The sequence below is a fragment of the Mesorhizobium sp. BR1-1-2 genome (genome assembly GCF_020165435.1).
In the GTDB taxonomy this organism is placed as follows: Bacteria; Pseudomonadota; Alphaproteobacteria; order Rhizobiales; family Rhizobiaceae; genus Mesorhizobium.
This window is the reverse complement of the sequence record NZ_JAIUID010000004.1, coordinates 402942-428774: the sequence shown is the minus strand read 5'-3', so window position 1 is coordinate 428774 and position 25833 is coordinate 402942. Positions and strand designations below refer to the sequence as shown.

Here is a 25833-nt window from a genome sequence, read left to right as displayed (position 1 = left end):
CGAGGCGCGATCGGAGCAGGACTGGTGGATGGAGCGAAGGCAAGAGTTCTGATCTGCGATGATGATCCCTTGTTGCTCGAGCTGATGGAATTCAGGCTGAGGGCCAAGGGATACGAGGTCATCAAAGCGGTGGACGGAGCCGAAGCGCTGGTGAAGTCGGAGCAGGAACGCCCCGACATCATTGTGCTCGACGCTATGATGCCCAAGGCCGACGGTCTCGAGGTGCTGACCCGCATCAAGGGCGACCCGGCTCTGTCGGAAACACCGGTGATTATGCTGACAGCCCGCAAGGCTGAAAGGGACATTGTCTCGGCCCTTGAGAAGGGAGCCGACGACTATTTGGTCAAGCCATTCATCCCCGAGGAGCTTCTGGCCCGGCTCGCGCGTCTGATCTCGCGCAAGGGCGGGAAACGCTGATGAGGCGCAGCCGGCGCGCAGCTCTGGCCGCATGCCTGGTCCTGGCGATCGCAGCGCCTTCCTGCGCCGCGCTGGCGCAGACGGTCGACGAGCTCTATGCATCCGGCGTCAAGGCCAGGCAAGCGCAGCATTTCGAGGAGGCGGCGGATCTTTTTCGGCGCGCGCTGGCGCTCAAGCCCGACAATACCGACGCTCTGGTCCAGCTCGGCTTTGCCGAGCTCGGCCGCGACAAGCTGCCGGCCGCGCGCGATGCCTTTTCCAGGGCGCTTTCCCTTGCCCCGGCGTATCGGGACGCCAGCTTCGGCATGGCGGAAGTTGAGTTCCGCTCCGGCAATCTGGATGCCGCGCTGCCGCTCGCTGAATCGGTCGCCCAGGCCGATCCCGGCAATGCCGATGCCGCCGCACTTGTCGAGAATATCCGCAAGGCCAAGCAGGCCGGCAAGGCGAAGCTGGCCAGCCAGGCGAAACCGGCTCCGGCTGCCGCGGCGCCTTCGAAGCAGCCAACTCACCAGCGGCCCGATCCTGTCGCTGGCCTGATGGAACAGGGCAGGCGGTTGCGTGCGGCGGGAAAGCTGCCCGATGCAGAGAAGATTTATCGCCGGGCGCTAAGGCTGGCGCCGAAGAACACTGACGTCATGGTCGCCCTTGGGTTGGTCGTGGGCTCCAGCCAGCGCTTCGACGAAGCCGGGCATTTCTTCGACCGCGCCTTGGCAACAAAGCCCGGCCTTCTCGACGCGCGGCTGGGCAAGGTCCGCCTGGCGATCTGGCAAGGCGACGCGCCGCGCGCCCGCGCCCTGGTCGACGGTCTGCTGGCCTCGGCGCCGGACAATGTCGAGGCGCTCGACCTGGACGCGAGAGTAGCGTTGCTTGAGGCCGACTACGCGCGCGCCGGGCAGTCATTCAAGCGCGTGCTTGCGGCCGATCCGCGCAACGCTGAGGCGCTGGTCGGGATCGGCGATGTGCGCCGCGCCGAGGGTGACGACGACGCCGCGCGGCAGGCCTACGAGCAAGCGCTCGCCATCGAGCCGGGCTCTGCCGATATCGAGCAGAGGCTGGCCGTGCCGCCGCCGCGCAAATGGCGGCTCGACCTCGGAAGCGAGGTGAGCGATCTCACCGACGGGCTCGGCGACTGGACCGACAGTTCGGCCGGTCTTGCTTATCGGCTGTCGCCGCGCATGACGGTTTCCGGCCGCACCCGGCTGGCCACCCGCTTTGGCCACACCGACATCCAGATCGAGGGCCGTGTCGATCGGGCCTTCTCGCCCGCATTCTCCGCCTATGCGTTGGCTGCGGCGACCCCGGACGCGGATTTCCTGGCGCGCTATTCGATCGGCGCCGGCGCTTCGTGGCAGGTCGTGGCCCCGGCAAAGGCGTTCGGACCGTTAACGCTCAACATCGACGCCCGCTACGACAATTTCGCCGATACCGGCGTCACCAGCATCTCACCCTGGGTGCAGGGCTATGTCCTCGACGGCCGCCTGGGGCTTTCCGCCCGCTGGGTGCATGCGCAAGACGATATCGGCACACGTGCTGACGGTTATGTGCTTCGCGCCGACCTCGCGGTGACACAGCACTTCAATGTGTTCGGCGGCTACGCGGACGCCCCCGAAATCTCCGACGGCACGCTGGTGCCGACGCGCACCGCCTTTGGCGGTATTTCCTGGGACGTCAGCGACCCACTGACGCTGCGCGCCAGCATCGCGCATGAGCAACGCCCGACGTTCGACCGAAGCATATTCGGGCTCGGACTGACCGCGCGGTTCTGACCATGTGGTACATCTGGGACCTGTCCATATTGCTCAGTGCTCTTTCCCTGGTGATCATGCTGTCCCTGGTCGCACGGCGCGTGCTGCAGGAGCGCTGGGGCAGAGCCGGGGCCGACCAGCGGCGCCAGCTTCTGACGGCGCTGATCGCCTTCACCGAAAACCGCGACCGCGAGGCCCTGAAGGCAGCGGTGCTCGCGGTGCCGGCGGGCGTGGCGATCAACGCCGGCTTCGAGTTCATTTCGATGCTGCGCGGCGAGGAGCATGACGACGTCCTTGCGGCGTTCAACGAATGCGGCCTACCGGCCCTTGTCGGCAGGCAGCTGGAAAAAGGCAATGTGGCCGATCGCATACACGCGGCCGAGATGCTGGCGGCCCTGCGTTCCGAAGGTGCGGTGGCAAGCCTGCTTTCGGCGCTCGACCACGACCGTTCACGCGAGGTCAGGATCGCCGTCGCCATCGCGCTCTGCGATCTCGGCAGCCTGCCGCCGCTCGGCATTGCGCTGCGCAAGATCGGCGTGGCGGGGCAGCGCTCGCGGCGCCTGATCGAGCTTTTCAGGCGCTTGCCGCCGGCGCGCCTCGACGAGCTCGCGGACCGCGCCGCGCGCGCTGACGCCGTGCCCTTCATTCGGGCGGCTGCGATCGACGCGCTTGCCCGTGCCGGCGGCTTTCGCTTCGCCGATTTCTTCGCCCGCCTGGCTGTCGACGCCTCGCCCGAGGTTGCCGCCGCGGCGCTGCGCGCGCTCGGCCTCACGGGACACGCTGACGCGTCGGCGATCCTGGCGACCGCGATGGCAAACGGCGACTGGGACGTGCGCAGCGCCGCCGCCGATGCCGCCGGCCGGCTCGGCCTGTCTGAACTCGCCCCGCCACTGGCCAGGTTGATGGACGATGAGGCGTGGAACGTGCGCTATGCCGCCGCCAATGCGCTGCGCTCCTTCGGCCAGCCGGGAGAGCGGCTGCTGCGCGAGATTGCCAAAAGCGAGGTCTCGCGCAGTCAGCGCACCGCCTCGCTCGTTCTTGCCGAGGGGCCAGCCTCATGATCGCCGACTGGAGCCACGAAATCGTTCTTGCCGCCACCATCCTGTCCTGGTTCATCATTGGGGCGGGGCTGGCGCAGACGACGATCTATCTGCTGCAGCTAGTCGTCGCCGGCTATGCGCTTTCCAAGCGCCCGCCGGTGGCGCGCTCGGCGCTGCTCTGGCACCGTTATAGCGACGTCGCACCGCCGATCGCGCTGCTGGTGCCCGCCTATAACGAGGCGTTGAACGTGGTAGAGAGCGTCCATTCCATGCTGGCGCTCGAATATCCCAATTTCGAGGTGATCGTCATCAATGACGGCTCGAAGGACCGGACGCTGCAGAGCCTGATCGAGGCCTTCAGGCTGGTGAAGTTCCATCGGCCCTATGAGGAGGCGCTCGCGCACAAGCCGATTCGCGGCCTCTATTCCTCGCCGATGACCGAGCGGCTGTTCGTAGTCGACAAGGAGAATGGCGGCAAGGCCGACGCCCAGAATGCCGGCATCAATGTCTGCCGGGCCCCGCTCTTCTGCGTAATAGACGGCGACTCCATCCTTGAGCCCGATGCGCTGATGCGCGCAGCCCAACCTTTCATCGACGACCCCGAGCGCACCATCGCCGTGGGTGGCACGATCCGAATCGCAAACGGCTCGAAAATCGAGGCCGGCAGGGTGCGCGAGATCCATTTGCCGCGCCGCCTGCTGCCGCTGCTCCAGGTAGTCGAATATCTGCGTGCCTTCCTCATGGCGCGGCTTGCCTGGAGCCGCATCAACACGCTGATGCTGGTGTCCGGTGCCTTCGGCATGTTCCGCCGCGCGGAAGTGGTGGCGGTGGGCGGCTTCACCAAGGGTTCGATGGGCGAGGACCTGGACCTCGTCATCAAGCTGCATCGCCACATGCGGGATGCCAGGCGCAAATACAGCATCCAGTTCATCCCCGAACCGGTGTGCTGGACGGAGGCGCCGGAATCGCTCAGCGTTCTGGCAAGGCAGCGCACGCGCTGGCAGCGCGGTGCGCTCGAATGCTTCTTCCGCCACCGCGCCATGCTTTTCAATCCGCGCTATGGCCGCGTCGGCTTCCTCGGTTTCGGCCACATATTGATTGTCGACGTGCTCGGGCCTGTGGCGGAGGTGCTGGGCTATATCCTGATCCCGGCTTTCTGGCTGCTTGGCATCCTTTCGGCGGAGTATCTTTTGGCCTTCACCTCGCTCATCTTCACCTATGGCGTCTGTGTGAGCGTATGTTCCCTCATCCTCGAAGAGGCCGAGCTCCAGCGCTTCCCACGCGCCCGGGATCTAGCCGTGCTGACCGCGGTGGCCGTGATCGAGAATTTTGGCTATCGCCAGCTCAACAATTTCTGGCGCGTGAAGGGCTGGTGGCAATTCTTGCGGGCAGACCAGAACTGGGGCGAGATGACCAGGACCGGCCTGTCCGGCGCCAAGAAATAGACGTAGCCGGACGCATCATTGCAGCGTCCGCTCAATCTCCGCGATCAGGGCGTCGAGCGCGGCTTCTGCCGCCGCTTCATGCTCCTTCTCGATCAGCAGCGCCTCCAGCGCGGACGCCCGCGCGCTGATCTCCGCAAAGCCGAATGTCCCCGCCGCCCCCGCCAGCGAGTGGGCGATGCGGGCCAACTCATTGCCGGAAGTCCCGGGCGCGGCACTTCGCTCACGTGTGGCCTTCAGCGCCGCCAGCTGGTCGGCACATCGGGCAAGGAAGCGTTGCCGCAACGCGGCGAAAGGGTCGTTTGAGATGAGGCTGTGCTCCATTCCGGGATCGAGGGCATTCAAGCAGAAACAGGCTTGGGTTGAAACGGGCTGCTTGTCGCGCATTATCTCAGGTGAGTGGGCGACCACGATCGGCGCTGTTAACGCAAATGCGATTCCGCCAGCCGTGCTATGGACGGCCGCTTTGCGCCGCACTCGGCGGCACGCGCACTTCTGTGCCTACATGCAGACTCCCCCATGGCGAACTGTACAGTGCAAGGTCGGCTCTCCGGCGAGGTGACATGAGCACGCGCAAGGACCGCCTGAAGAAGCTGGTCAAGGTGCAGGACAGTTGAAGGCGCTGCACGAGACGCGCCAGGACACGGCCGAGGCGTTCAAACCAGCGGCGCAGGGCTTCCTTGTCGTGGCGCTCTCCGCCAAGCGCGTGGGCGCCGCCAACCCGATGATGGAAATGCGGCGCGAGTGCTTTCGCCGCCGCATCCCAGCGATGATTGTTGACGTCATCGAAGCTCTTTCGGATCGATTTCTCGACGAAATAGCTATATAGCATTTCACTCTCCTCCAACTCATTCGGTAGCGTGATCGAAGGCACTTGTGGCGAGCTGTTCGGACGCAGCCCACGCCACGCAGGGTCTGCCCGTCAGCGCATTGCCGCGTCGGCTCGCAGGTAGGTGTCAGTCTCTGTCGAGATCGTCACCTCCTCGCCCGACCTTGAGAACGCATAAAGCGAATCCTGATGGCCCGGCATGGAAAAGGCCACGGAGTCGCCGTCAGCAAGGCCCATGACGAAGCGCAGCGGATCACCTCCGGTCTTCGGCGCGAAGGTGGCGGTGACCTCCAGCAGGTCGCCGGCGACCGGGACGTAGTAGACCACCATGTCGAGCTTTCCCTCGTGCAGGCTGGCAGCTTCGATCGGGCGTCCGATGGTTGCTTCCTCGGCAAAAGCCGGTTGCGCAAGAAACATCGCCAGAAGGGACGCACTCAGGGTTTTGCGGATCATGTCATATCTCCTTTTTTGGATTGCATTCGACATCTATATAATGTATAGATTACGAATGCAATCTAAAAAAGGAGATGGCGATGCGCGTAAGTCGCACTCAGGCCGCGGAAAACCGCGAAACCGTGATCAATGTGGCAAGCCGCCTTTTTCGGGAGCGAGGCTTTGACGGCATTGGCCTGAAGGATCTGATGAAGGGCGCCGGGCTGACCCAGGGCGCCTTTTACAAGCAGTTCGAGTCGAAAGACGACCTGGCGGCGCAGGCATCCAGGCGCGCGATGGAAAGCGCCACCGACAAGTGGTCGGCCGCGACGGCGGCAAACCCTGGGAGACCGCTCGACGGGGTGATTTCATTCTACCTCAGTATGGATCATCGCGCGGAAAAGATGGACGGCTGCCCGGTCGTCGCGCTCGGCTCGGATGCGGCCAGGCAAGGCGCCGAGGTGAAGGCCTCATTCGAGGCCGGCATCAAGGAGTATCTCGAGATGCTCGGCGGTTGGGTTGGCGAGGACGACGGCGAAAAGGCCGGCGACAAGGCAATGGCCGTTCTCTCGACAATGGTCGGCGCGGTACTGCTCTCGCGGGTGGTCAACGACCCCGACCTCGCGCGGGCTTTTCTGGATGCTGCGGCCGATCAGGTGCGCGAGACAGTCGCCATCTGATGATGCTCCGGCTTTACCGCGTGATCCTCAAAGCGCGCCGGGAGCCGACGGTCATTCCACCGACACGGCGGCGGTGAACGTATAGCCGACCCCGTAAACGACCTTGATCGGTGCCTGCAGCTTGGAATGATGCTCGATCTTGCGGCGCGGCCGGCTGACCACCGCGTCGAGATCGCGGTCATCGAAATGGACTTTGGGGCGGGCGAGCGTTTCCACCAGATCTTCGCGCCGGCACACCTCGCCCTTGCGATTGGACAACACATTGAGGAAAGCGAACTCGGTGGCCGTCAGCTTTAGCGAATGCTGGTTGGGCGCGGTCGGCAGCCAATTGGAGCCATTGAGTACCCAGCGGTCTTCGTTTCCGTCCGCGGCGTCCGGCGTGTCGCCCGCCCGCCGCAGCAGACTACGGGCGGCCGCTTCTATCTCGCGCAAGGTGCTGTGCTTGACCAGGTAGATGTCGGCGCCGTTGTCGAAGCCACGAATGCGGTCATCGCTGCCGCCCAGCGCCGTCAGCATGATGATGCCGCATCGGCTGTTTCGGCGAATCTCGGCAGCCAGATCGAAGCCATTGCCTTCGGGCAGTCCGACATCGACGAGCTGGGAGATGCGGCGCAGGACGATCGAACAGTCACGCCGGGGCGCTCGCTCGCCGCTCGGACCGAACCGCCGCGCGCGACCGCAAGGAAGTAACGGTATCGTCCCAGTCGATCATCGAGACGTTCGCGCGGTCACGTGAGGCCTCCGGTGCAATTTCGCACCACCCTAGTGCATATCTTCCGACTGCATGGCGCGCCTCGGCACGCCTACTTCTTGGCGTGAGGCAGCGGCGATGCGTCCGCCCACGAAGGAGAAGCGCGATGAGCTATTCAATCATAAGATCTGGGGCTGTTGGCCAGGCATTGCCCGTATATTCGGCCGCCAGGAAATGGCGGTGTCCATGGCAAGCACCCGGGCTCGGCGTCTTTCGGCACTAGCATCGGAACGCCTGCGTGCGCTCGCGCGGCTTATCTAGCTGAGCGGCATCAGCTGACCTCCGGGCCATCTGTCCGGTCGTCCGGCCACCTGTAATCGGAGATCAAGGGCATGAACATCGAACTCAAGGGCCGCAAGGCCATCGTCACGGGATCGACCGCCGGCATCGGCCGCGCGATCGCCGAAGGGCTCGCGCGCGCAGGCTCCGCCGTCGTCCTCAATGGACGTACGGAAGAGCGGGTCGCCGCGACGCTCCGGGAACTGCGCGCGCTGCTGCCTGACGCCGACCTCACCGGCATTGCCGCCGATCTCGCGACGGCCGAGGGCTCGGCGGCGCTCGTGGCGCAGGCGCCGGATGCCGACATCCTCGTCAACAATGTTGGCACTGCGCGTCCCAATGGCTTCTTCGAGCAGGACGACGCCGCATGGCTCGACCTCTTCCAGCTCAACGTGATGAGCGGCGTGCGCGCCGCGCGCCACTATATGCCGGGTATGGTCGAGCGCGGGTGGGGACGGGTCGTCTTCATCAGCAGCGAGTCCGCGCTCGCCATCCCCAAGGAGATGATCGACTACGGCATGACCAAGACCGCGTTGCTGGCCGTGTCGCGCGGGCTGGCCGAACTTGTCGGTGCCACCGGCGTCACGGTCAACGCTGTCCTGCCGGGGCCGACCGACTCCGAGATTCTCGGCGGCTGGATGAAGGCCACCGCGAAGGAGCAGGGCATCACGCAAACGGACGCCGAGCATAATTTCCTGAAATCGCTGCGTCCGACCACGCTCATCAACCGGTTCGCGACAACCGAGGAAGTCGCGAACATGGTCGTCTACACCTGCTCCGAGCAGGCCTCGGCGACCACCGGCGCCGCGCTGCGCGTCGACGGTGGTGTGCTCCGCTCGATCGGATGAGCCGCGCTCCCACCGCCGCGGTGGCATGAGCGTCGCCGCGGCTGAGCCGGCCTCAAATCGGCGCCGGCTCGGGTGACTCATATTGGCAGCAATTGTCGGATCGTTGGAGCCGCCTGGGGTGCGCCGATCGACCGGGCCGAGGTCAAGATCGACGAGGGGCCGTGGATCGCCAAGAAACACCTATTGGGAGAGCAACGGACAGGTGACCGCCGCATTCAGGTCAGTTGACGGCTCGGCGCGTCGAGCCGAGCAGCCTGGAAAGCTGTGTTTACTGATGCCAGGAGCCGCCCTCTGCTCTCGGCCCTACGCGGCCGTGCAGCAATTCGCCACTGTCCGGAATTATGGTTGAGAAGAGCGCCCGTCCGCCGGTTGCGGGAATTGCCCTTCGTTGTTCATGCTTACTTCCGTGACCAGCTTGCGGCGAAGCGCCGTGCTGTAGTCGTTTGGCCCTTTCGGCGTCATGACGAAGGCCTGGGAACCACCAATGACCGATTTGGCAAAATAGGATGCCAGCGAATTGTCGGGATCGTCGTCTTCGGTGGGAATGGCGATCGCGTTGATCGTATATCCCTTGGCAATGGCGTTCAGCCTGCTCGGCTGAACAGGAAGTCCGTCGTTGTTCTCACCATTGGAAGAGATATCGATGACTTTCTTGGCGGCATTTCCAGGAAACTGGTCCAGCAGAAGACTGCCAATGTCGATAGCCGAGGAAACCGATGTTCCGGCTCGCCCTCGACGGATGACGCCGGTATCCCCTTTCCTGCTGATCTCCGCCGCCGCCGCTCTTGCATCTTCCAGTCCGCAAATGCTTGTCCACGGCAGTATGGTGCGTGCGTGTCCGGGGCTCGACCATTCAAAGTAGGCCACGCCGATGCAGCCGACGTAATTCCGGCCGATGGCGGCGATGATCTCGGGCGACGTGAGTGCTGCGGCATGTCCCTCGCGTTGCAGATCGGCGATCTTTGGATCAATCGATGACGAGAAGTCGACCGCGAACACGATGGCAACGTCGACATTCGCCGCATGCGCCGGGAAATTCCAGAACGCAGGAGCTGCAAGTATCCCCGCCAGTCTCAGGAGTGAATTGCCTCGCTTTGCCAGCCCCCTTCCCGATGGCTTTGTGGGCGAAAAAAGATTGGCCCCGCCTATCGACCGCACCCGCCCGCGAAAGGAGACCGCTCCAGAAGAGGGACCGGCGTCCTGATACATATCTGTAAACATGCCATTCTCCATCTCGACAACCGATCGTTGTCAAAGCCGCCCATTTTCAACATGTGGAAATTTGACGAGGGACCTTGGACCTAACGCCGAACAGCAGCAGATCGGCCTTGGTCCACAAAAGATAACAGCCGAGTAACGTCAGCGGCATGATGAGTGCCGCGAAGGACTCGCCCGACCAGACCACCGGCAAAGCCTGGCCGAGGACGACGGTTGTCGCCACCACTGCCGGCAACCTGCTGGCGAGCACCGCACTGCGGAACGGATCGGGCCAAGCGGTCGGCCACACCGGAACCTGCCTGCCCGGCCTGTGAAAGGCGCTGCCGAACTTGCCGAGCGCATGCAGCAGGCCAGAGGTCGCCGCAAGCAGCGGGTCGCCGAGCAGCAACAGCGCGATGCCGAGCCCGATTGCGCCTAATCCCGAGAGGAAGTCGCCCAGACGATTGAGGGTGGGATCGGGAACATCCGGCTTCGCCCAAGCTCGGTGGTATGCTTCGCCGCCGCAGAAAAAGACGAGGGTAGCCAAGGTGAGCGCAACAGTGCCATGGCTGCCCGCGAAATAGTCCATCACCGCCGCGATGACAGCGCTTTCCTCATGCGGGCCGACTGGCGCGGCCGCAATTTGGGTTGCAAGACCTACGACGAGGCCAAGCGCGTTGCCACTGTTGTAATAGCCGCCGGGTCCCTTCATGCGGGCACCAAGGGCTGATCTCAAATGTGTAAGCGGAAGAAGGACTGTCCATGCGTTCATCACAGCACCCCCGCGGCCTGTCCGGCGGCGATCGACACGGCGACGTTCGGATCAGCGGCAGTGGTCATCGCATTCCTCCACCGGACCTGAACTGTTGACGCGCCGTTCGCCTGCCCCGCTTGCCGGCACCGTTGCAAAGGCAGGGGCAATGTCGAAGAGTTGGTTCGAAGCGGTCCGCAAGGACTCGCGTGCCCGCGGCGTTCGGTTCGATCGTGCTACGGAAAGGATCGCACCGAGAATGATCGCTGCTCCCAAGGCGCCCGGCCACGAACTCCGCTCGCCCAGGAAGATCGCCGCGCCCAGCGCCCCGAAAACGCTTTCGGCACTGACGATCACGGCGGCGTGGCTGGCCGGCGTGAAGCGGAGGGCAACCGTCTGTATGCCGAAGGCTATCGCGGTGGAGAAGACGCCGAGTATCGCCAATTCCGGGCCGGCTGCGAATGCGGCGGCCAGCGACAGGTTGCCATGCATTGCCCCGAGCGGCAGGGCGAAGACTGCGGCGCCGAGGAATTGTGCCGCGGCGGCAGTGAACGGCCGCGCATGGGCCTGCATGTGCCGGCCGAGCTCGACCGCCCAGAGCGCATAACAGGCAGCCGAGAGGACGGCGGTGAGATCGCCGCTGCTGAGGCCGCCGATCCCATCCGACAAAAGCAGGGCTCCGACCAGGGTCAGCCCGGCAGCGATCGTGAGGCCCGCCGTCGGACGCTCGCCGACCAGCAACCAGGCGGCCAATGGTGTCATCACGGTTGCCGTGCTTACCAGGAAGCTTGCATTCGTGACCGAGGCTCCCAGATAGCAAAGCTGCTGAAGCGTGATGGAGATGGCGAACAGCGCGCCCACCCTGGCCAGGCTCGGAAAATAGCCCGCCCCGATCGCCACTCGCCTTTCGGTCAAGACAAAGGGCAGCACCAGCAGCCCGCCGATCAGACAACGCAGACTTACCGCGCTCATGGCGTCGAGATGGACCAGCACCGTCTTTTGCGAGACGTTGCCGAAGCCCCACAATGCGGCTGCAAAGAGCAGCAGCAAATCGGCTCTTGTTCTGGACACGCGCCCCTCTTGAACCAAGCATTGCGTTGACTTGGCGGCCTAATTTAGCGAAGTCTAAATGACCTGCCGTCACGGGGGCGCTTGAAGCGCGGTGACGGACGATTGCGGAACGTTAGATTTGCGTTAGAATTTCGTCAGGCTGAGGCAGCAGATGCAAAGTGACGACGGCGGCGCTGCAAATAGAATCTCACTCTTCGGCGGCTTCCGTATTGAAACAACTGGCCCGCTTCGACTGGCTGGGAAACGCGGCCCGGCAATCGTTGCTTATCTGGCCCGATGTCCGGGCATGGCAGCAACGCGGGAGAAACTGGCTGACCTGCTATGGGGCGACAGCGATGGCGAACATTCGCGCAACAGTCTTCGCCAAACCCTCAGCGTCCTGCGCCGCGATCTCTCGGGTGTGGATCTTATCCATTCCACCGGAGAGTTGATCCACCTCAGGCCAGAGGCGTTTCGGGTCGATGTGGAGGAGTTCGAGACGGGCCTATCGGCCCGTTCCGCGCAGGAACTCGAAAAGGCTCTGGCGAACTACACTGGCCCGTTCCTCGACGGTTTCCATGTGGGAAGCAATGGCTTCGACGACTGGGTCGCGTCGGAACGCGACAGGTTGCTCGGTCGTGCGCTTGAATCGTTCGAGAAACTGGCTCGCCTCGTCGACGCTGAAGCGGGCCTCGTCCTGGCCGATCGCGTCCTGGCTATGGATCCGGCGCGGGAAGAATCCTATCGGCTCAAGATGGAATTGCTCCTTGCTTGCGGGCAACGCGACAAGGCGCTCAGGACATACGAGGCTTGTAGAAGCATGCTGAAGAAGGAGTTCGGCGTCGAAGCCGGCCCTGAGACGCGGGCACTATGGCAGTCCCTGCTGCTCACTTCCGACACGGCGTCACACGCACCGTCGGCAAGCGGTGTTGCAGCCAGCCATCGCCTCGGACGCCCCTCCATTGGCGTTGCCGACTTCACCAATCTGACCGGAAAACAAGGCGACAATTTTTTCTCCAAGGGACTGGTCCAGGACATCACGACAGCCCTTTCCGAGGTGGCCGACTATGTCGTGCTCTCCGCGGTGCCCCCGACAGATAAGGTCGGCCTGCGCCAAGAAGGTAAAGCGCCGGGAGCGCTGCGGGCACAATATGTGCTCAGCGGCAGCATCCAGAGATCCGGCAATGGGCTGAGGGTGAACATCCAGCTTGTCGATGCCGTCGGCGGTCATCATGTCTGGGCCCAGAAGTTCGACGGCCACTCCGAGAATGCGCTCGAATTCCAGGACAGGATCGCCCAGTCCGTCGTTCTGGCGGTGATCCTCGAACTTCAACTGACCAACTGGAAGGTCCGCGACAAGAGTCCGCCTGGTCCTCCTGAAGTGCGCAGGTTGGTGAACGAGGCGCTCATGAAATATTTTGAGATGACCCGGGACTCGCTGCTGGTCGGAATGGAACTTGCGACGAAGGCGCTCTCGATAGGGCCCGACAACGCCCGTGCGAAGCGGACGCTCTCGATCCTAATTTCCATGGGCATCGCGTTTGGCGCGCTCCCCCGCGAGCAGGGCAATATTGAGTATACGCTGGCGCTCGCCGAGGCCGCGGTGCGGGCGGTGCCGGACGATGAAATTGCCCGGTGCATCTTGTCATTCGCTCTCGAAAGTTGCGGTCGTATCGACGAGGCGATCGTCGAATGCCGGCACGCCATCAGCCTCAACCCAAATTATCCGAGCGGCCACGGCGATATTGCGATGCTCTTCGCGCTCCGCGGACAGGTCAGCGAAGCCGTGCGCGAGGCGAACGAGGCGATCCGGTTGGGAACCCATGACGTCATCGACTACTGGCGTCACCACGGGCTCGTTATGGCGCTGTTTGCCGGCGGAGACGATCAGCGGGCGCTCGAGGTCGCGCGCAAGGTGGTCAGGACAAAGCCGGGCTTCGTTCGTGGCGCGCTTTATTGGGCCGCAGCCGCGGCCGCGACCGGCAATCGCGATGAAGGGTCGCGGGCCATCCATCATTGCCTGTCACAACTTCCGCATCTCAATCTGGGCAATGTCTGCCCTGGCTTTGTGCCGCGCTATGTGAAGGATCATCACCATTCCCGGTTCCTTGAAATGCTGTCGAGGGCCGGTCTTCCCCCGTCCTGAAGCGCGTCACGTTCGGCGAGACGCCTTCTGCTGGTCGTTCTCCCAAAACCGGAAGCCAGTTTACCCGACATGCGTTGTTGAAAATCTGGCTACGCGGCTGGATGCAGAGAACCCTGACCTTGCCCCCTCCTCCCGCAAGCCTGCCACAAGCTTGTTGAGGCATTGTCTGGCCAAGGAAAACCGATAAAAGGCGGACTTTCTTGGCGATCTCTCCACCCAGCGACATCGTGATGGATGTTGTCCGAGCAGCCGAGCCGGCGGATCTCGCGGCCGCGCGCGCCGCGCTGACCAGGCATGCGGGCGGCGTTGCCGGCAGCTTTTCGGTCGATGCCGCTTCGGCCGGGACGATGCTGTCGCGCGCCAACGCCGACCAGGCCGTGGCGGCCGATCCATCCAAGAAGTTCAAGAAATTCGAAGCCATGGTGCTCCAGACCTTCATCCAGAACATGATGCCCAAGGATACCGAGGGCGTGTACGGCACGGGCCTGGCCGGCGACATGTGGAAATCGCAGCTCGCCGAGCGCGTCGCCGACGTCATGGCCGAGCGCGGCGGCATCGGCATCGCCAAATCGCTGCTCGCCGACCATTATCTCGAAGGCAAGCGCAAGGTGCCGATCGGCCCGGTCTCCGGCGGGCCTGAAAAGACCGAGATCGACCGGCAGAGCCGTCTGTCCACCTCGCTCGTCCAGGAACTGCAGCGCAAGGCCGCCAGGTCCATGACCGGCGATGAAACGACCACAAAGACAGACATCAAGATCTAGACTGGGAAACGCCATGGCCGACTTTTCGGAATTCACCGCCAACCTGCCGGCGCGCACGGCCACATCGGAAGCCCCGGTCGCACTCGCGCGGCCCGGAAATCTTGCCGCCATCATCGGCCGCATCGAGGAAGTCGTCGAGCAGGAGACGGCCGGGCTGCGCAGCGACACGGGCTACGACCTCAAGGCATCGAACGCGCGCAAGAGCCGCTATCTCTATGAACTGACCCGTGCCATGCGCGGCGGAAGCGAAGCCGAGTTCCTCGAACAGCACCGCGAAGGCCTTGTCCGGCTTCGCCAGAAGCTGGCGAAGAACGAGGCGGCGATCCTGGCGCATCTGAGCGCCGTCAACGAGGTCGCTGGCCTGTTGCGCACCGCCATCCAGCGCGCCGAAACCGACGGCACCTATTCCGCCGGCGAGTTCGGCCGGGCGCGCGGTTAGCGCGCGGTGCTCGCCGGCTCGGTTGCCTGAATGGTCAAGGTCATCGCCATCGCGGTTTGGATCTGCGTCGCTACGCTCGGCGCGGTGTTCTATTCGTTCCAGGCCGCCGGCGAACGCGGCGTCGGCGAAAAGCCGAAGCCGATGCTGGGCGGGCTGGACTACGTCAAGACCGAGGTCATCTCGGTGCCGCTGATCCGCAACGCCAGGATCGACGGTTATTTCCTGACCAAGTTGGTCTACACGGTCGAACCCGAGCAGATCAAGAAACTGTCGATCCCGGCCGAGGCGCTGATCACCGACCAGGTCTATTCCTATCTCTATTCCAATCCGCAGATCGACTTCACCAAGAAGGAGACGCTCGACCTCGATGCCTTCCGCGCCGCGATCCGCGATACCGTCAACACACGCGTCGGCGCCACACTGGTGCATGAAGTTCTGGTCGATCAGGTCAATTTCCTGAGCAAGGATGAGATACGCGACAACTGGCTGCGCCGCCGGCAGGAAGCCGGCCCCACGGCGTCCGAGATGACCAAGGCGTTCAAGTCGCATTGAGCTCTCGGCATGCCACTGGCCAGGCACGGTGATCCGGTCCCTCGCCCGGTGCGGCGATCGGAACCAGGCCCTGCAATTCGCGTTGACGTAAACGTCAATCCAAAGCTATATGCGGCAGACCGTGGCCGCGAAGATGCATGGCCTTCGGATCGATGTGCCGTGGCGCGACAGATGCAACCAGATAAACAGATGCAACCGAACAGGCAGATGCAACCAGACAGGAGAACAGCGTGAGCGTTCAGGAGATTGCCGACAAGATCAGGTCGCGCGTGGCCAGCAGCGGGTTCGATCGTTCCGTGAAGTTCGACACCGGCGGCGACGGCGTCATCGTCATTGACGGCGCCGATGTCTCGACCGCCGACGGCCCTGCCGACTGCACCATCAAGCTCTCGCTCGACGATCTGGACTCGCTGATATCGGGCGATCTCAACCCGACCATGGCGTTCATGACCGGCAAGATAAAGGTCGAAGGCGACATGTCTGTTGCCATGGCGCTCAGCCAGTTGATCGGCTGAGATAGAAGATCGCCGAGACTGTTCTCGGAACGAAACGCCGCCGTTTCGGGCGGCGTTTTTCGTTCGGGCTCCGCGCCTCAGGCCGCCAGCGTCGGCGCCTTCAGCTTGCGCCCCGCGGCCTTCAGCGTGCCGTGGGCGCCGGCGAGCGCGCCTTCCACCAACTCCAGCGCGAGCAGCCGATGCCGCTCATATGGGCCCGGCATGGCCAGCGAACCGGTCTTCGCGGCCGAGAAGCCGAAGCGGCCGTAATAGGGCGCATCGCCGACCAGCAGGATCGCGGCGTGGCCGAGACGCACGGCTTCGGCGACCGCATGGCGCATCAGCGCCGAGCCGATGCCGGCACTCTTGAGCGAAGGGGCGACCGCCAGAGGCCCGAGCAACAGTGCTGCCGGACCGCCCTCGCCCAGCCTGACGTCCCAGAGCCGCACCGTGCCCATCACGGTGCCCGATGCGTCGCGCGCGACGAAAGCCAGGCCTTCCGAGGGCCGCCGGCCCCGCCGCAGCTTCTCCGACGACTTCGTCTTGCGCTTCGGCCCCATGGCGGCGTCGAGCAACGCCTCGCGCGCTACGATGTCACCAGGTGTTTCGGCAACGATGGCGAAAGCACGGGCACTCTCCTCCCCCGAGGGGGAAATGTCGCGCGCAGCGCCTTCGGCAACGAAATTTGCAATGTCCATTTCCGCGATCCCTTCACGAGCGGAGACTGTTCCACAGGCGAGCCCGGATGGGCGACAGACGCCCACCTGGGATGATCCGACGGTTCTTTCGAACCGTCAGATCACGTAGGATCGGAGAGGCTCGAAGCCGTTGAAGGCGACCGCCGAATAGGTGGTCGTGTAGGCGCCGGTGCCTTCGATCAGCACCTCGTCGCCGATGGTCAGCGACAGAGGCAGCGGATAGGGCGTCTTCTCATACATCACGTCCGCCGAATCGCAGGTCGGGCCGGCGAGCACGCAAGGCACGGTCTCTGAGCCGTCATGCGCGGTCACGATCGGGTAGCGGATCGCCTCGTCCATGGTCTCGGCCAGGCCGCCGAATTTGCCGATGTCGAGGAACACCCAGCGTACATTGTCGTTGTCGGCCTTCTTCGAGATCAGCACGACTTCCGACTTGATGACGCCGGCATTGCCGACCATGCCGCGGCCCGGCTCGATGATGGTCTCGGGAATGGCGTTGCCGAAATGCTTGCGCAGCGCCGAGAAGATGGCCTGGCCGTAAGCCTGGGCCGCCGGCACGTCGCGCAAATAGCGCGTCGGGAAGCCGCCGCCCATATTGACCATCTTCAAGACGATGCCTTCCTCGGCGAGCGTCGAAAACACGGTCTTGGCGTCGGCCAGCGCGCGGTCCCAGGCCGTCAGGTCGGTCTGCTGCGAGCCGACATGGAACGACACGCCATAGGCGTCGAGCCCGAGCGCCTTGGCATGGCGCAGCACGTCGACGGCCATCGCCGGCACGCAGCCGAACTTGCGCGACAGCGGCCATTCGGCGCCCTCGCCATCGGTCAGCACGCGGCAGAACACGCGGGCGCCTGGAGCGACGCGGGCGATCTTCTCGACCTCCTCGATGCAGTCGACGGCGAACAGCTTGATGCCGAGCTGGTAGGCGCGCGCGATGTCGCGCTCCTTCTTGATGGTGTTGCCGAAGGAGATGCGGTCCGCCGGCGCACCGGCATCCATCGCCATCTCGACTTCGGCAACGGAAGCGGTGTCGAAGGACGAGCCCATCGCAGCAAGGAGGCGCAGGATTTCCGGCGCCGGGTTTGCTTTCACCGCATAGTAGATCCTGGAATCGGGCAGCGCCTTCTCGAAGGCGCGGAAATTGTCGCGCACGACATCGAGGTCGACGACGAGGCAAGGACCGGTCGGACGTCGGGTGGCGAGGAAGTCGAGGATGCGCTGCGTGGCCATCGGGTTTCTCCATCACGCCTTTCGGCGCGCACAAGGGTGCGGACGCGGGCTGTCGGCCTCGCGAACACGCGGTGGACAAAGGCGGGACGGAAATCCATGGAACCAGCCGGTGGAGACCCCGGAACCATGAAACGCCGTCTCGCGGCGATGAACCTTGGCCTTGCCCGGCTTCGGTTCGCTTTGTCTGCCTTGGCTTGGATTGGGAGAACCCCGTTCCGCACTGCCGGCAATGATGGTGTGCCTCTTCAGTAACCCCGGTCTTTGGACAACCGGCAGAGAACCAGAAAGGCCCGCACCGTCGTTGCTTCAAGGTGTCCTCGGTCTGGCGGTTGGCCGCTAAACCGACTGGAGGGGTTGGCTCCAGTTACCTTACCGATTTCCCTCACCATTCAGAGGATCGGCGGACACCCACAGGCACGTGCGACTTTGGGCAAGCGCGATATAGGGGCAGAGAGATTCACAATCAATAAAAATCGTATCGCAGGTTGTAAAAATTCCGGCATCGAACAATGTTGGTTTCACCGTATCCGGATATCGAACGATGACAGGCACGCACTGCCCTTTCGACGCCCTTCCGCACCCCCCGCAAGATACCGGTGGTCCGGCCTGTCGCTGGCCCTTCCGGCGGCGACATTGCCCTGATACGGCTCGGCCGAAACTCGACGCCGCACGAAAGGCCTGATTCATGGACACACTGACCCGCATGCGCGCCTTCATCGACGTGGTCGAGGCCGAGGGCTTTTCGGCGGCGGCGCGCAAGATCGGCCGCTCCAAGGCGCTGCTGTCGAAATATGTGCGCGAGCTGGAGGACGAGCTCGGCGCGCTGCTGCTCAACCGCACCACCCGCCAATTCTCGATGACCGAGGCCGGCCATACATACTATCGCCGCGCCTCCGAGATCGTGCGCGAGGTCGACAGCCTTGCCGATGCCGTGCGCGAATCCTCCGGCGACGTGCGCGGCAGGATCAAACTGTCCGCGCCGCGCACCTTCGCCGACGCGCCGATCGGCCAGTCGCTGATCGACTTCGCCAAGCAATATCCCGACATCGTGCTCGACATCCAGCTGGACGACCGCTTCGTCGACCTCGTCGAGGAAGGCTTTGATCTCGCGGTGCGCATCTCGCGCCTGGAGAACTCGTCGCTGATCGCCAGGCGTCTGGCGCCGTTCTCGACGCGGCTGTGCGCCTCTCCCGAACTCATCGCAAAGCATGGCATGCCGGTGCGGGCGCAGGATCTCGGCCGCATGCCCTGCATCGTCGACACCAATGGCCGCGGCTTGAACAACTGGCAATTCAAGGGAGACGGCGAGGATACGGTAAGCGTCTCGGTCTCCGGCCCGATCGAAGTCAACAGCCCGATGGCGGCGCGGGCTGCTGCCCTGTCGGGGTTGGGATTTGCCATCCTGCCGGATTTCATCGCCGTGCCGGATATTGCGAGCGGCCGGCTGGTAACGGTGCTGGATGACCGCACCCTGTCGGGTGCCGGCATTTTCGCCGTCTATCCGCACCGGCGCTATTTGCCCGCCAAGGTGCGTGTCTTCGTCGATTTCCTGGTCCAGTGGTTCAGGACGCGCGAAACCGCATGACCGGCTTCAATTGCGGCGCGGTCCCATTTTCGCCCCCTTTCTGGTAACTGTCGACTTCTCTCCGAAGCCAGGGAATCGCGACCGCGAATGCATCTGAAACGGCACGCAATCATGCTGGCTTCGGCCTTGGCGGCGACATTGGCCGCCGTTGGACCCGCCGAGGTGCATCCCCACGTTTTCGCTGAGGCCCGCCTCGACGTGATCCTCTCCCCGGATCACCAAAGCGTGAAAGCGCTGCGCCATCTCTGGCGCTTCGACGATCTGTTTTCCAGTACTGTCATGATGGAGTTCGACAAGAATTCCGACCTGAAGCTTGACGACAAGGAACTGAAGGAGGTCGCCGAAACGGTCCACGCCTCGCTGGCCGAGTTCAACTATTTCCAGCTCGTCACCCAGGACGGCAAGGACGTGCCGATGACGCCGCCGCCGCATCTGATGGCCAATTTCGACAACGACCAGCTGATCATCCTGTTCGAGTCCGAACCGAAGGCGCCGATCAAACTCGCCGGCAAGATCGATATCGGCGTCTACGATCCGACCTTCTACACGGCGATCGATTTCACCGAGGACGCCAACATCACGGTTGAGGGCCTGCCGCCGAACTGCACCGACAAGGTGGTCCGCCCCGACCCGGATGAGGCCATCAAGGAAAACCAGAAGACCCTGACGGACGCCTTCTTCAACGACCCGACAGGCACCGACATGAGCAAGATCTTCGCCACCAAGCTCGAACTGACCTGTCAGCCAGAAGGATGAATGCAGTGAAACCCTCCCTGCGTTTGGCGTTCGGCCTGTTGGCCCTCACCTTTGCCGCAATGCATTTCGCCGGCACGGCGCATGCGCAGAGTTCGCTCGGCATCGGCGTCAATGACGGCATGGCGCCGACCACCGGCCCGTTCGCCCACATCCTGATGTGGATCAATCTGCGGCAGCAGGAATTCTACCGCGCGCTCGCCACGGCGATGAAGGCAATGCGCCAGGACAACTCCAAGCTCTGGGTGCTCATCGGCCTGTCCTTCGCCTACGGCATTTTCCACGCCGCCGGCCCCGGCCACGGCAAGGCGGTGATCTCGTCCTATATGGTCGCCAACGAAGTGGCCTTGCGGCGCGGTATTCTGTTGTCCTTCGTCTCGGCGCTGCTGCAGGGCCTGACCGCGGTCGCGGTCATGGCGGTCGCCTATTTCGTCCTGCGCGGCACCGCCGTCTCGATGACCGACGCAGCCTGGTTCATGGAGATCATGAGCTTCGTCTTCGTCACTTTGTTCGGCGCCTGGCTGCTGTGGCGCAAGCTCGGCCCTTCCATCCTGCGCCTGTTCGGCAGAGGTCCCGCCTATAGCCTGTCGGCGGCTCACGCCGGCCACTCACACGCTGGTCATTCGCATGGCGGCCATTCTCACGCCGGCCATTCGCATGCCTCACACAGCCACGCTGCGCATGCCCATTCGCATGCGCACCTGCATGACGATCATGACCATGCCCATGACCATTCGCATGATCATCACGACCACGGCGCGCATGACCACGACCATCGCGCGCACGCCCATGCGCATCACGATCACGCCCATCATGACCATTCAGTGGGCGAGGTCTGCGAAACCTGCGGTCATTCGCATGCGCCCGATCCGGCGCTGCTGTCGGGCGACCGCTTCGACTGGCGCACCGCCTGGACGGCGGTGGCCGCGGTCGGTATCCGCCCCTGCTCCGGCGCGCTGATCGTGCTCAGCTTCGCCCTGCTCAACGGCCTGTGGCTCGGCGGCCTGCTGTCGGTGCTGGCGATGTCGATCGGCACCGCCATCACCGTCTCTGCGCTGGCGACGATCGCGGTGACCGCCAAGAACTGGGCGGTGTATTTCGCCGGCGACGGCCGCATGGGCAACCGCATCCATTCGATCGTCGAGATCGGCGGCGCCGCCTTCGTGTTCCTGTTCGGACTGCTGTTGCTGTCGGCGAGCCTGACGGGCGGCGTCTGACCCGCAAATGGCGCCCGAGGATGAGGGAAATCGCAGCGCCTTCCGGTGACAGGGATCAGCCGTGGCAGCCCGGCATCGCCTGGATATCAATCCACCTTGCCGCCGAGTTCATCCTCGATATGCGCGCGGATGATTTCGTCAAAATTCTTCTCGGCGCTGAAGCCGAGTTCCCTTGACCGCCGTGCCTCGAACCGCGTCGGCCAGCCCTTGACGATCGCCCAGATCGTCTCATCCGGCTCCTCGCGGATCAGGCTCACCGCCTTCGGCCCGGCGATACGTTCCAGCGCCTCGATCTGCTCGCCGACGGTGACGGCGACGCCTGGCATCGTCAGGTTGCGGCGCGGCCCGACGGCGGCGCTGTCGATTCCGGCCGCATGGATCAGGAAATTCACCGCCGAGCGTGGGCTGGCGTGGGTATGGACGACGGTGCGAGGCACCGGCAGGATCGCCTCCTGACCGCTCAGCGGCTCGCGGATGATGCCGGAGAAGAAGCCGGAGGCCGCCTTGTTCGGCTTGCCCGGCCGCACGCAGATGGTCGGCAGCCGGATACCGATGCCGTCGAAGAAGCCGCGCCTGGAATAGTCGGCCAGCAGCGCCTCGCTCATCTGCTTCTGCGTGCCGTAGGAGGTCAGCGGCGTCGTGTGGAATTCATCGGGAATGACGTCCGGGAACGGCGCGCCGAACACCGCGATCGACGAGGTGAACACGACACGCGGCGCAAACCCCGCCAGCCGGATGGCATCGAACAAGGCGCGCGTGCCGTCGAGATTGACGCGGTAGCCGAGATCGAAATTGGCTTCGGCCTCGCCCGACACGATGCCGGCGAGATGGAACACGACGTCGGGCCGCGACGCGACCAGCCCCTCGGCGGCGCCCGCCTCGGCGAGATCGCCGGTATGGCTGTAGATGCTGACGCCATCGATGGCCGGCGCCTGTGGCGGTACGATGTCGTGCAGATCGAGCGCGGTGATCTTCTGGCCGCGCAGCCTGCCGTCCTTCGCCAGCCGTGCAATGAGCTTTCGGCCGACCATGCCGGCGGCGCCCGTGATCAGAATGCGCATGTCCGATATCCCTTATTTGCCCTGATTTTTGCGCTGGCTGCGCGCGCGCAGCCAGAACACCAAGAAAAACGCCAGCACGAACGCAGTGCCGAAGATGCCGGCGAGCGCGGTCGACAGGTCGCCGAGGGCCAGCATGATGTTTGGCAGGAAATAGACGGCGATGCCGAACAGCAGCATGATCGACAGCGCCGCGATGGCGGCGTTCCTGGTATCGCGATCCATTATGCTGTCCCGGCGTGGCCAGGGGTCGTCGAGCTCGGATTCAAGGCGCTTGGGTTCCCTGCGTCAGTGATGGTGGCCATGATGCAAAGCCGCGTCATGCCCTTGGTGGTCATGGTCATGGTCATGATCGTGCTCGTCGCGGTCGTCGGCGCACTGGCCGAATTCAGGTTCCACCGTGGCATGGCTGATGCCATGCTCCGACGCAAGCCGCTTCTTGATCGCGCTGACCGCCTTGTGCGCATCCACGCCCTCGTCGAGGCAGGCATGCAGCGTCGCCATGCTGCTGGTGCCGTCGATCGACCAGATGTGCATGTGGTGCACCTCGCGCACCCCCTGGACCCTCGTCGCGATGTCGCTGGCGATGAGATCGCGGTCGAGGCTTGGCGGCACGCCTTCGAGCAGGACATGGGCGGCGGCACGCATCAGCGACCACGCCGTGGACAGGATCAGCAGCGAGACCAGCACCGACAGGATCGGATCGATCGGGGTCCAGCCGGTCGCCAGAATGACGATCGCCGCCACGATTGCCGCGGCCGAGCCGAGCAGGTCGCCGAGCACATGCAGTATGGCGCCGCGCATGTTGAGGCTTTCGCGGTCGCCGCCATGCAGCACCAGGAAAGAGCCGATGTTGACCAGCAGGCCGAGGATCGCCACCACCAGCATCGGCCCGCCCAGCACCGGCGCCGGCGTCTGCAGGCGCTCCCACGCCTCGTAGACGATCCACAGCGCGATGACGAAGATGGCGATGCCGTTGGTGTAAGCCACCAGCGTCTTGACCCGGCCGAAGCCATAGGTCAGGCGGACGGTCGCCGGCCGGTCCGCAAGATGAAACGCATACCACGCAAGGCCGAGCGCGATGGCGTCGGCAAGCATGTGGCCGGCATCGGCCAACAGCGCCAGAGAGCCGGTGAAGAGGCCGCCAAGCGCCTCGGCCACCATGAAACCCGCCGTCAGGCAGGCCGCGATCAGAACGCGCTTCTTGTCGGTCGAGCCATGCACATGGCCCGCGCCATGACTATGCCCGCTGTGGTCGTGCCCGCTGTGATCGTGCCCGCTGTGATCGTGCCCGCTGTGATCGTGGCTGTGCGCCAATGATAAAACTCCTAGGCGCCAACTTCCGCGCGACAATCCTCGAGCCGTCGTTTCTGCTGGCCGGCACCGTCGAAATTGGCCGGATCGAGCCACGCCTCGTAGGCTTTGCGCAAGGCCGGCCATTCCTTGTCGATGATCGAATACCATGCGGTGTCGCGGTTTTCACCCTTGACGATCAGGTGCTGGCGGAAAACGCCCTCGAACTTGAAGCCGAACCTTTCCGCCGCGCGCTTCGACGGCTCGTTGCGGTTGTTGCATTTCCATTCGTAGCGGCGATAGCCGAGCTCGTCGAAAATGTATTTCATGAACAGGAACTGCGCTTCCGTCGCCGCTGGCTTGCGCGAGATGAGCGGCCCCCAATAGATGTTGCCGATCTCGATGACGCCATAGGCCGGATCGATGCGCATCAAGGTCTGGCGTCCGGCGACCTTGCCGCTCGCCTTGTCGATGACGGCGAAGAACAGCGGATCCCCGCTCGCCTCCACCTTGTCCAGCCAGGGCTGGAAGGCGGCGCGGGTTTCCGGCGGATAGTCGGGCAGCCAGGCGAAGCGGCCATCGACATCGGCCACGGACGACGCTTCATAGAGGCCATCGCCGTGCTTGGCTGCGCTTAGCGGCTCAAGCCTGACATAGCGGCCCTCCAGCACCTTGCGCTCCGGGCGCGGACGCGGCTGCCAGTCTTTGAGATTTTCCGACACCGAAAGCTCCAATCCGTTTGACTTTTGCGAGCCGAAGCTCACAAAAACGCAACCGCATAGCAAGAACCACACGGACGGGAAAAATGCTCCACACGATTTCGGCCTTCGATCGCCTCGGCGAGGAAAACGCCTTCGCCGTGCTCGCGAGGGCCACGGCACTCGCCCAACAAGGCCGCGACATCGTCAATCTCGGCATCGGCCAGCCCGACTTCAAGACGCCGCAGCACATTGTCGAGGCCGCGATCAAGGCGCTGCGCGACGGCCACCACGGCTACACGCCGGCGAACGGTCTGTTGGCGACGCGCGAGGCGGTGGTGCGCCGCACGCTGACCACGACCGGGGTCGAGGTATCGCCCGAGGCGGTGATGATCCTGCCCGGCGGCAAGCCGACCATGTTCGCCGCCATCCTCATGTTCGGCGAACCCGGCGCCGAGATCCTCTATCCCGATCCCGGTTTTCCCATCTACCGCTCGATGATCGAGTTCACCGGTGCTGCACCCATTCCCGTGCCGATGCGCGAGGAGAACGGCTTTGCCTTCTCGGCTGAAGAGACGCTGGCGCTGATCACCCCTAAGACGAGGCTCCTGATCCTCAACTCGCCGGCCAATCCGACCGGCGGCGTCACGCCGCGCGCCGAGATCGAGAAGCTGGTCAAGGGACTGGAGGCGCATCCCCAGGTCGCCATCCTCTCCGACGAGATCTACGACGTGATGACCTATGACGGCGAAAAACACTGCTCGCTGCTCGGCTTCCCCGAAATCCGCGACCGGCTGATCGTGCTCAACGGCTGGTCGAAGACCTGGGCGATGACCGGCTGGCGCATGGGCTGGTCGATCTGGCCGAACGGCGACAAGGGCGCCCATCTCTACGACAAGGTGCGCAAGCTGGCGGTCAATTGCTGGTCCTGCGTCAACGCGCCGAGCCAGTTTGCCGGTATCGCGGCAATCGACGGCCCGCAGGACGACGTCGACAAGATGATGCGCGCCTTCGACCGCCGCAGGAAGGTCGTGGTCGAGGGACTGAACGCCCTGCCAAACATTTCCTGCATCACGCCCAAGGGCGCCTTCTATGCCTTCCCCAACGTGTCGAAGACCGGCTGGAAGGCGAAGCAACTCGCCTCGGCCCTGCTCGACGACGCCGGCGTCGCGTTGATCGGCGGCCCCGATTTCGGCATTCTCGGCGAGGGCTATGTCAGGCTCTCCTACGCCAATTCCGAGGAGAACATTTTGCGCGCGCTGGACAGGATCGGAGCGTTCCTGGCCAAGTGAGGCTCAGCCCGGACCTTGGCCGGTTCAGATAGCTTGCCGTGATCGAACGCAGCTCCTCGCTGTCATGAGCCGTCGGGATGCGCGTGGCCGGAGGCTGGGCGAGCATGTCGGGAACGGCTACTGTCGTACCCTTGCAACCAGGATCGAAGAAGGGGT

General features: G+C 64.1%; 27 protein-coding genes and 1 pseudogene. 16 read left to right on the top strand and 12 right to left on the bottom strand.

Going from position 1 to position 25833, the window contains the following annotated elements; translation table 11 throughout:
* The first annotated feature begins 24 nt into the window (after positions 1 to 24).
* From LB551_RS11695 to LB551_RS11680, 4 genes are read left to right on the top strand one after another with little or no spacing between them, the layout of a single operon-like run.
* Entirely contained in the window at positions 25 to 417 is a 393-nt protein-coding gene (locus LB551_RS11695) for a response regulator transcription factor (protein WP_140549996.1), read from the top strand.
* Positions 417 to 2183 (top strand): YaiO family outer membrane beta-barrel protein, encoded by a 1767-nt coding sequence (locus tag LB551_RS11690; RefSeq protein ID WP_224659242.1) that lies wholly within the window; start codon positions 417 to 419, stop codon positions 2181 to 2183. The genes LB551_RS11695 and LB551_RS11690 overlap by 1 nt, the downstream gene beginning before the upstream one ends.
* A gap of 2 nt (positions 2184 to 2185) precedes the next feature.
* A complete protein-coding gene (locus LB551_RS11685; protein ID WP_224659241.1) occupies positions 2186 to 3223 on the top strand; it encodes a HEAT repeat domain-containing protein in 1038 nt (345 codons plus the stop codon).
* Positions 3220 to 4647, top strand: a complete 1428-nt coding sequence (locus tag LB551_RS11680; RefSeq protein ID WP_224659240.1) for a glycosyltransferase family 2 protein — start codon at positions 3220 to 3222, stop codon at positions 4645 to 4647. The genes LB551_RS11685 and LB551_RS11680 overlap by 4 nt, the downstream gene beginning before the upstream one ends.
* A 15-nt stretch (positions 4648 to 4662) precedes the next feature.
* Here the strand turns inward: LB551_RS11680 and LB551_RS11675 are convergent, their stop codons facing one another.
* Positions 4663 to 5031 (bottom strand): Hpt domain-containing protein, encoded by a 369-nt coding sequence (locus LB551_RS11675; protein ID WP_224659239.1) that lies wholly within the window; start codon positions 5029 to 5031, stop codon positions 4663 to 4665.
* Between the two features lie 226 nt (positions 5032 to 5257).
* Between LB551_RS11675 and LB551_RS11670 the strand changes: the two genes are divergently transcribed.
* Complete coding sequence (locus LB551_RS11670; RefSeq protein WP_224659238.1) at positions 5258 to 5473, top strand: hypothetical protein; 216 nt, start codon at positions 5258 to 5260, stop codon at positions 5471 to 5473.
* Between the two features lie 93 nt (positions 5474 to 5566).
* Here LB551_RS11670 and LB551_RS11665 read toward each other — a convergent pair whose 3' ends face one another.
* Positions 5567 to 5926: a hypothetical protein gene (locus tag LB551_RS11665; protein ID WP_224659237.1), complete on the bottom strand. Its 360-nt coding sequence runs from the start codon at positions 5924 to 5926 to the stop codon at positions 5567 to 5569.
* A gap of 80 nt (positions 5927 to 6006) precedes the next feature.
* Between LB551_RS11665 and LB551_RS11660 the strand changes: the two genes are divergently transcribed.
* Positions 6007 to 6585 (top strand): TetR/AcrR family transcriptional regulator, encoded by a 579-nt coding sequence (locus LB551_RS11660; RefSeq protein WP_224659357.1) that lies wholly within the window; start codon positions 6007 to 6009, stop codon positions 6583 to 6585.
* 51 nt (positions 6586 to 6636) lie between these two features.
* On the opposite strand, the pseudogene LB551_RS11655 reads toward LB551_RS11660, so the two are convergent.
* Positions 6637 to 7297, bottom strand: a pseudogene (locus LB551_RS11655) (winged helix-turn-helix domain-containing protein).
* A gap of 371 nt (positions 7298 to 7668) precedes the next feature.
* Between LB551_RS11655 and LB551_RS11650 the strand changes: the two are divergent.
* Positions 7669 to 8463 (top strand): SDR family NAD(P)-dependent oxidoreductase, encoded by a 795-nt coding sequence (locus LB551_RS11650; protein ID WP_224659236.1) that lies wholly within the window; start codon positions 7669 to 7671, stop codon positions 8461 to 8463.
* Positions 8464 to 8802: 339 nt separating this feature from the next.
* Here the strand turns inward: LB551_RS11650 and LB551_RS11645 are convergent, their stop codons facing one another.
* The 3 genes from LB551_RS11645 to LB551_RS11635 form a co-directional block, all read right to left on the bottom strand.
* A complete protein-coding gene (locus LB551_RS11645; protein ID WP_224659235.1) occupies positions 8803 to 9684 on the bottom strand; it encodes a DUF1194 domain-containing protein in 882 nt (293 codons plus the stop codon).
* Positions 9685 to 9730: 46 nt separating this feature from the next.
* Entirely contained in the window at positions 9731 to 10372 is a 642-nt protein-coding gene (locus LB551_RS11640; protein WP_224623938.1) for a hypothetical protein, read from the bottom strand.
* Between the two features lie 111 nt (positions 10373 to 10483).
* Positions 10484 to 11482 carry a DMT family transporter gene (locus LB551_RS11635; RefSeq protein ID WP_140549635.1) on the bottom strand — a complete coding sequence of 333 codons (999 nt, stop codon included), beginning with the start codon at positions 11480 to 11482 and terminating at the stop codon, positions 10484 to 10486.
* A 151-nt stretch (positions 11483 to 11633) separates the two neighbouring features.
* Here LB551_RS11635 and LB551_RS11630 point away from each other — a divergent pair, with 151 nt between their 5' ends.
* The 5 genes from LB551_RS11630 to LB551_RS11610 all read left to right on the top strand — a co-directional run bounded on the left by LB551_RS11630 (position 11634) and on the right by LB551_RS11610 (position 15874).
* The gene (locus LB551_RS11630) at positions 11634 to 13607 is read left to right on the top strand and encodes a BTAD domain-containing putative transcriptional regulator (RefSeq protein ID WP_224659234.1); all 1974 of its coding nucleotides are present in this window, start codon (positions 11634 to 11636) and stop codon (positions 13605 to 13607) included.
* A 161-nt stretch (positions 13608 to 13768) separates the two neighbouring features.
* Positions 13769 to 14368, top strand: coding sequence for a rod-binding protein (locus tag LB551_RS11625; protein ID WP_224659355.1), 600 nt, complete (start codon positions 13769 to 13771; stop codon positions 14366 to 14368).
* A gap of 13 nt (positions 14369 to 14381) precedes the next feature.
* Entirely contained in the window at positions 14382 to 14807 is a 426-nt protein-coding gene (locus tag LB551_RS11620) for a hypothetical protein (protein ID WP_140496250.1), read from the top strand.
* A 30-nt stretch (positions 14808 to 14837) separates the two neighbouring features.
* On the top strand, positions 14838 to 15359 hold the full coding sequence (locus LB551_RS11615; RefSeq protein WP_224623942.1) for a hypothetical protein: 522 nt from the start codon (positions 14838 to 14840) through the stop codon (positions 15357 to 15359).
* Between the two features lie 230 nt (positions 15360 to 15589).
* Positions 15590 to 15874: an SCP2 sterol-binding domain-containing protein gene (locus tag LB551_RS11610; RefSeq protein WP_140556586.1), complete on the top strand. Its 285-nt coding sequence runs from the start codon at positions 15590 to 15592 to the stop codon at positions 15872 to 15874.
* A 77-nt stretch (positions 15875 to 15951) separates the two neighbouring features.
* Here LB551_RS11610 and LB551_RS11605 read toward each other — a convergent pair whose 3' ends face one another.
* Together LB551_RS11605 and odc2 are read right to left on the bottom strand one after the other, a co-directional pair.
* Positions 15952 to 16551, bottom strand: a complete 600-nt coding sequence (locus LB551_RS11605; RefSeq protein ID WP_224659233.1) for a GNAT family N-acetyltransferase — start codon at positions 16549 to 16551, stop codon at positions 15952 to 15954.
* Between the two features lie 96 nt (positions 16552 to 16647).
* A complete protein-coding gene (odc2, locus tag LB551_RS11600) occupies positions 16648 to 17781 on the bottom strand; it encodes an ornithine/lysine decarboxylase (RefSeq protein ID WP_224659232.1) in 1134 nt (377 codons plus the stop codon).
* 685 nt (positions 17782 to 18466) lie between these two features.
* On the opposite strand from odc2, the gene LB551_RS11595 reads away from it, so the two are divergent.
* The 3 genes from LB551_RS11595 to LB551_RS11585 all read left to right on the top strand — a co-directional run bounded on the left by LB551_RS11595 (position 18467) and on the right by LB551_RS11585 (position 21336).
* Positions 18467 to 19366, top strand: a complete 900-nt coding sequence (locus LB551_RS11595) for a LysR family transcriptional regulator (protein WP_140496254.1) — start codon at positions 18467 to 18469, stop codon at positions 19364 to 19366.
* 87 nt (positions 19367 to 19453) lie between these two features.
* Positions 19454 to 20122 carry a DUF1007 family protein gene (locus tag LB551_RS11590; RefSeq protein WP_140549629.1) on the top strand — a complete coding sequence of 223 codons (669 nt, stop codon included), beginning with the start codon at positions 19454 to 19456 and terminating at the stop codon, positions 20120 to 20122.
* On the top strand, positions 20119 to 21336 hold the full coding sequence (locus tag LB551_RS11585) for a nickel/cobalt transporter (protein ID WP_224623944.1): 1218 nt from the start codon (positions 20119 to 20121) through the stop codon (positions 21334 to 21336). Before LB551_RS11590 ends, LB551_RS11585 begins: the two co-directional genes overlap by 4 nt.
* Before the next feature lie 86 nt (positions 21337 to 21422).
* Here the strand turns inward: LB551_RS11585 and denD are convergent, their stop codons facing one another.
* The 4 genes from denD to LB551_RS11565 are packed head-to-tail and all read right to left on the bottom strand — an operon-like array spanning position 21423 to position 24409.
* Positions 21423 to 22397, bottom strand: a complete 975-nt coding sequence (gene denD, locus LB551_RS11580) for a D-erythronate dehydrogenase (protein WP_224659231.1) — start codon at positions 22395 to 22397, stop codon at positions 21423 to 21425.
* Between the two features lie 12 nt (positions 22398 to 22409).
* Positions 22410 to 22622, bottom strand: a complete 213-nt coding sequence (locus LB551_RS11575; RefSeq protein WP_140549626.1) for a SoxR reducing system RseC family protein — start codon at positions 22620 to 22622, stop codon at positions 22410 to 22412.
* A 60-nt stretch (positions 22623 to 22682) separates the two neighbouring features.
* Complete coding sequence (locus tag LB551_RS11570) at positions 22683 to 23711, bottom strand: cation diffusion facilitator family transporter (RefSeq protein ID WP_263495786.1); 1029 nt, start codon at positions 23709 to 23711, stop codon at positions 22683 to 22685.
* An 11-nt stretch (positions 23712 to 23722) separates the two neighbouring features.
* Positions 23723 to 24409 carry a GNAT family N-acetyltransferase gene (locus LB551_RS11565; RefSeq protein WP_140549624.1) on the bottom strand — a complete coding sequence of 229 codons (687 nt, stop codon included), beginning with the start codon at positions 24407 to 24409 and terminating at the stop codon, positions 23723 to 23725.
* An 83-nt stretch (positions 24410 to 24492) separates the two neighbouring features.
* Between LB551_RS11565 and LB551_RS11560 the strand changes: the two genes are divergently transcribed.
* Positions 24493 to 25677: a pyridoxal phosphate-dependent aminotransferase gene (locus LB551_RS11560; RefSeq protein ID WP_140549623.1), complete on the top strand. Its 1185-nt coding sequence runs from the start codon at positions 24493 to 24495 to the stop codon at positions 25675 to 25677.
* Positions 25678 to 25833 lie beyond the last annotated feature (156 nt).

Coding starts and splice junctions, on each gene's coding strand:
- LB551_RS11690 (WP_224659242.1), top strand. CDS start 417: ATGAGGCGCAGCCGGCGCGCAGCTCTGGCCGCATGCCTGGTCCTGGCG.
- LB551_RS11685 (WP_224659241.1), top strand. CDS start 2,186: ATGTGGTACATCTGGGACCTGTCCATATTGCTCAGTGCTCTTTCCCTG.
- LB551_RS11680 (WP_224659240.1), top strand. CDS start 3,220: ATGATCGCCGACTGGAGCCACGAAATCGTTCTTGCCGCCACCATCCTG.
- LB551_RS11675 (WP_224659239.1), bottom strand. CDS start 5,031: ATGCGCGACAAGCAGCCCGTTTCAACCCAAGCCTGTTTCTGCTTGAAT.
- LB551_RS11665 (WP_224659237.1), bottom strand. CDS start 5,926: ATGATCCGCAAAACCCTGAGTGCGTCCCTTCTGGCGATGTTTCTTGCG.
- LB551_RS11660 (WP_224659357.1), top strand. CDS start 6,007: ATGCGCGTAAGTCGCACTCAGGCCGCGGAAAACCGCGAAACCGTGATC.
- LB551_RS11650 (WP_224659236.1), top strand. CDS start 7,669: ATGAACATCGAACTCAAGGGCCGCAAGGCCATCGTCACGGGATCGACC.
- LB551_RS11645 (WP_224659235.1), bottom strand. CDS start 9,684: ATGTTTACAGATATGTATCAGGACGCCGGTCCCTCTTCTGGAGCGGTC.
- LB551_RS11640 (WP_224623938.1), bottom strand. CDS start 10,372: ATGAAGGGACCCGGCGGCTATTACAACAGTGGCAACGCGCTTGGCCTC.
- LB551_RS11630 (WP_224659234.1), top strand. CDS start 11,634: ATGCAAAGTGACGACGGCGGCGCTGCAAATAGAATCTCACTCTTCGGC.
- LB551_RS11620 (WP_140496250.1), top strand. CDS start 14,382: ATGGCCGACTTTTCGGAATTCACCGCCAACCTGCCGGCGCGCACGGCC.
- LB551_RS11615 (WP_224623942.1), top strand. CDS start 14,838: ATGGTCAAGGTCATCGCCATCGCGGTTTGGATCTGCGTCGCTACGCTC.
- LB551_RS11605 (WP_224659233.1), bottom strand. CDS start 16,551: ATGGACATTGCAAATTTCGTTGCCGAAGGCGCTGCGCGCGACATTTCC.
- odc2 (WP_224659232.1), bottom strand. CDS start 17,781: ATGGCCACGCAGCGCATCCTCGACTTCCTCGCCACCCGACGTCCGACC.
- LB551_RS11595 (WP_140496254.1), top strand. CDS start 18,467: ATGGACACACTGACCCGCATGCGCGCCTTCATCGACGTGGTCGAGGCC.
- LB551_RS11590 (WP_140549629.1), top strand. CDS start 19,454: ATGCATCTGAAACGGCACGCAATCATGCTGGCTTCGGCCTTGGCGGCG.
- LB551_RS11585 (WP_224623944.1), top strand. CDS start 20,119: ATGAATGCAGTGAAACCCTCCCTGCGTTTGGCGTTCGGCCTGTTGGCC.
- denD (WP_224659231.1), bottom strand. CDS start 22,397: ATGCGCATTCTGATCACGGGCGCCGCCGGCATGGTCGGCCGAAAGCTC.
- LB551_RS11560 (WP_140549623.1), top strand. CDS start 24,493: ATGCTCCACACGATTTCGGCCTTCGATCGCCTCGGCGAGGAAAACGCC.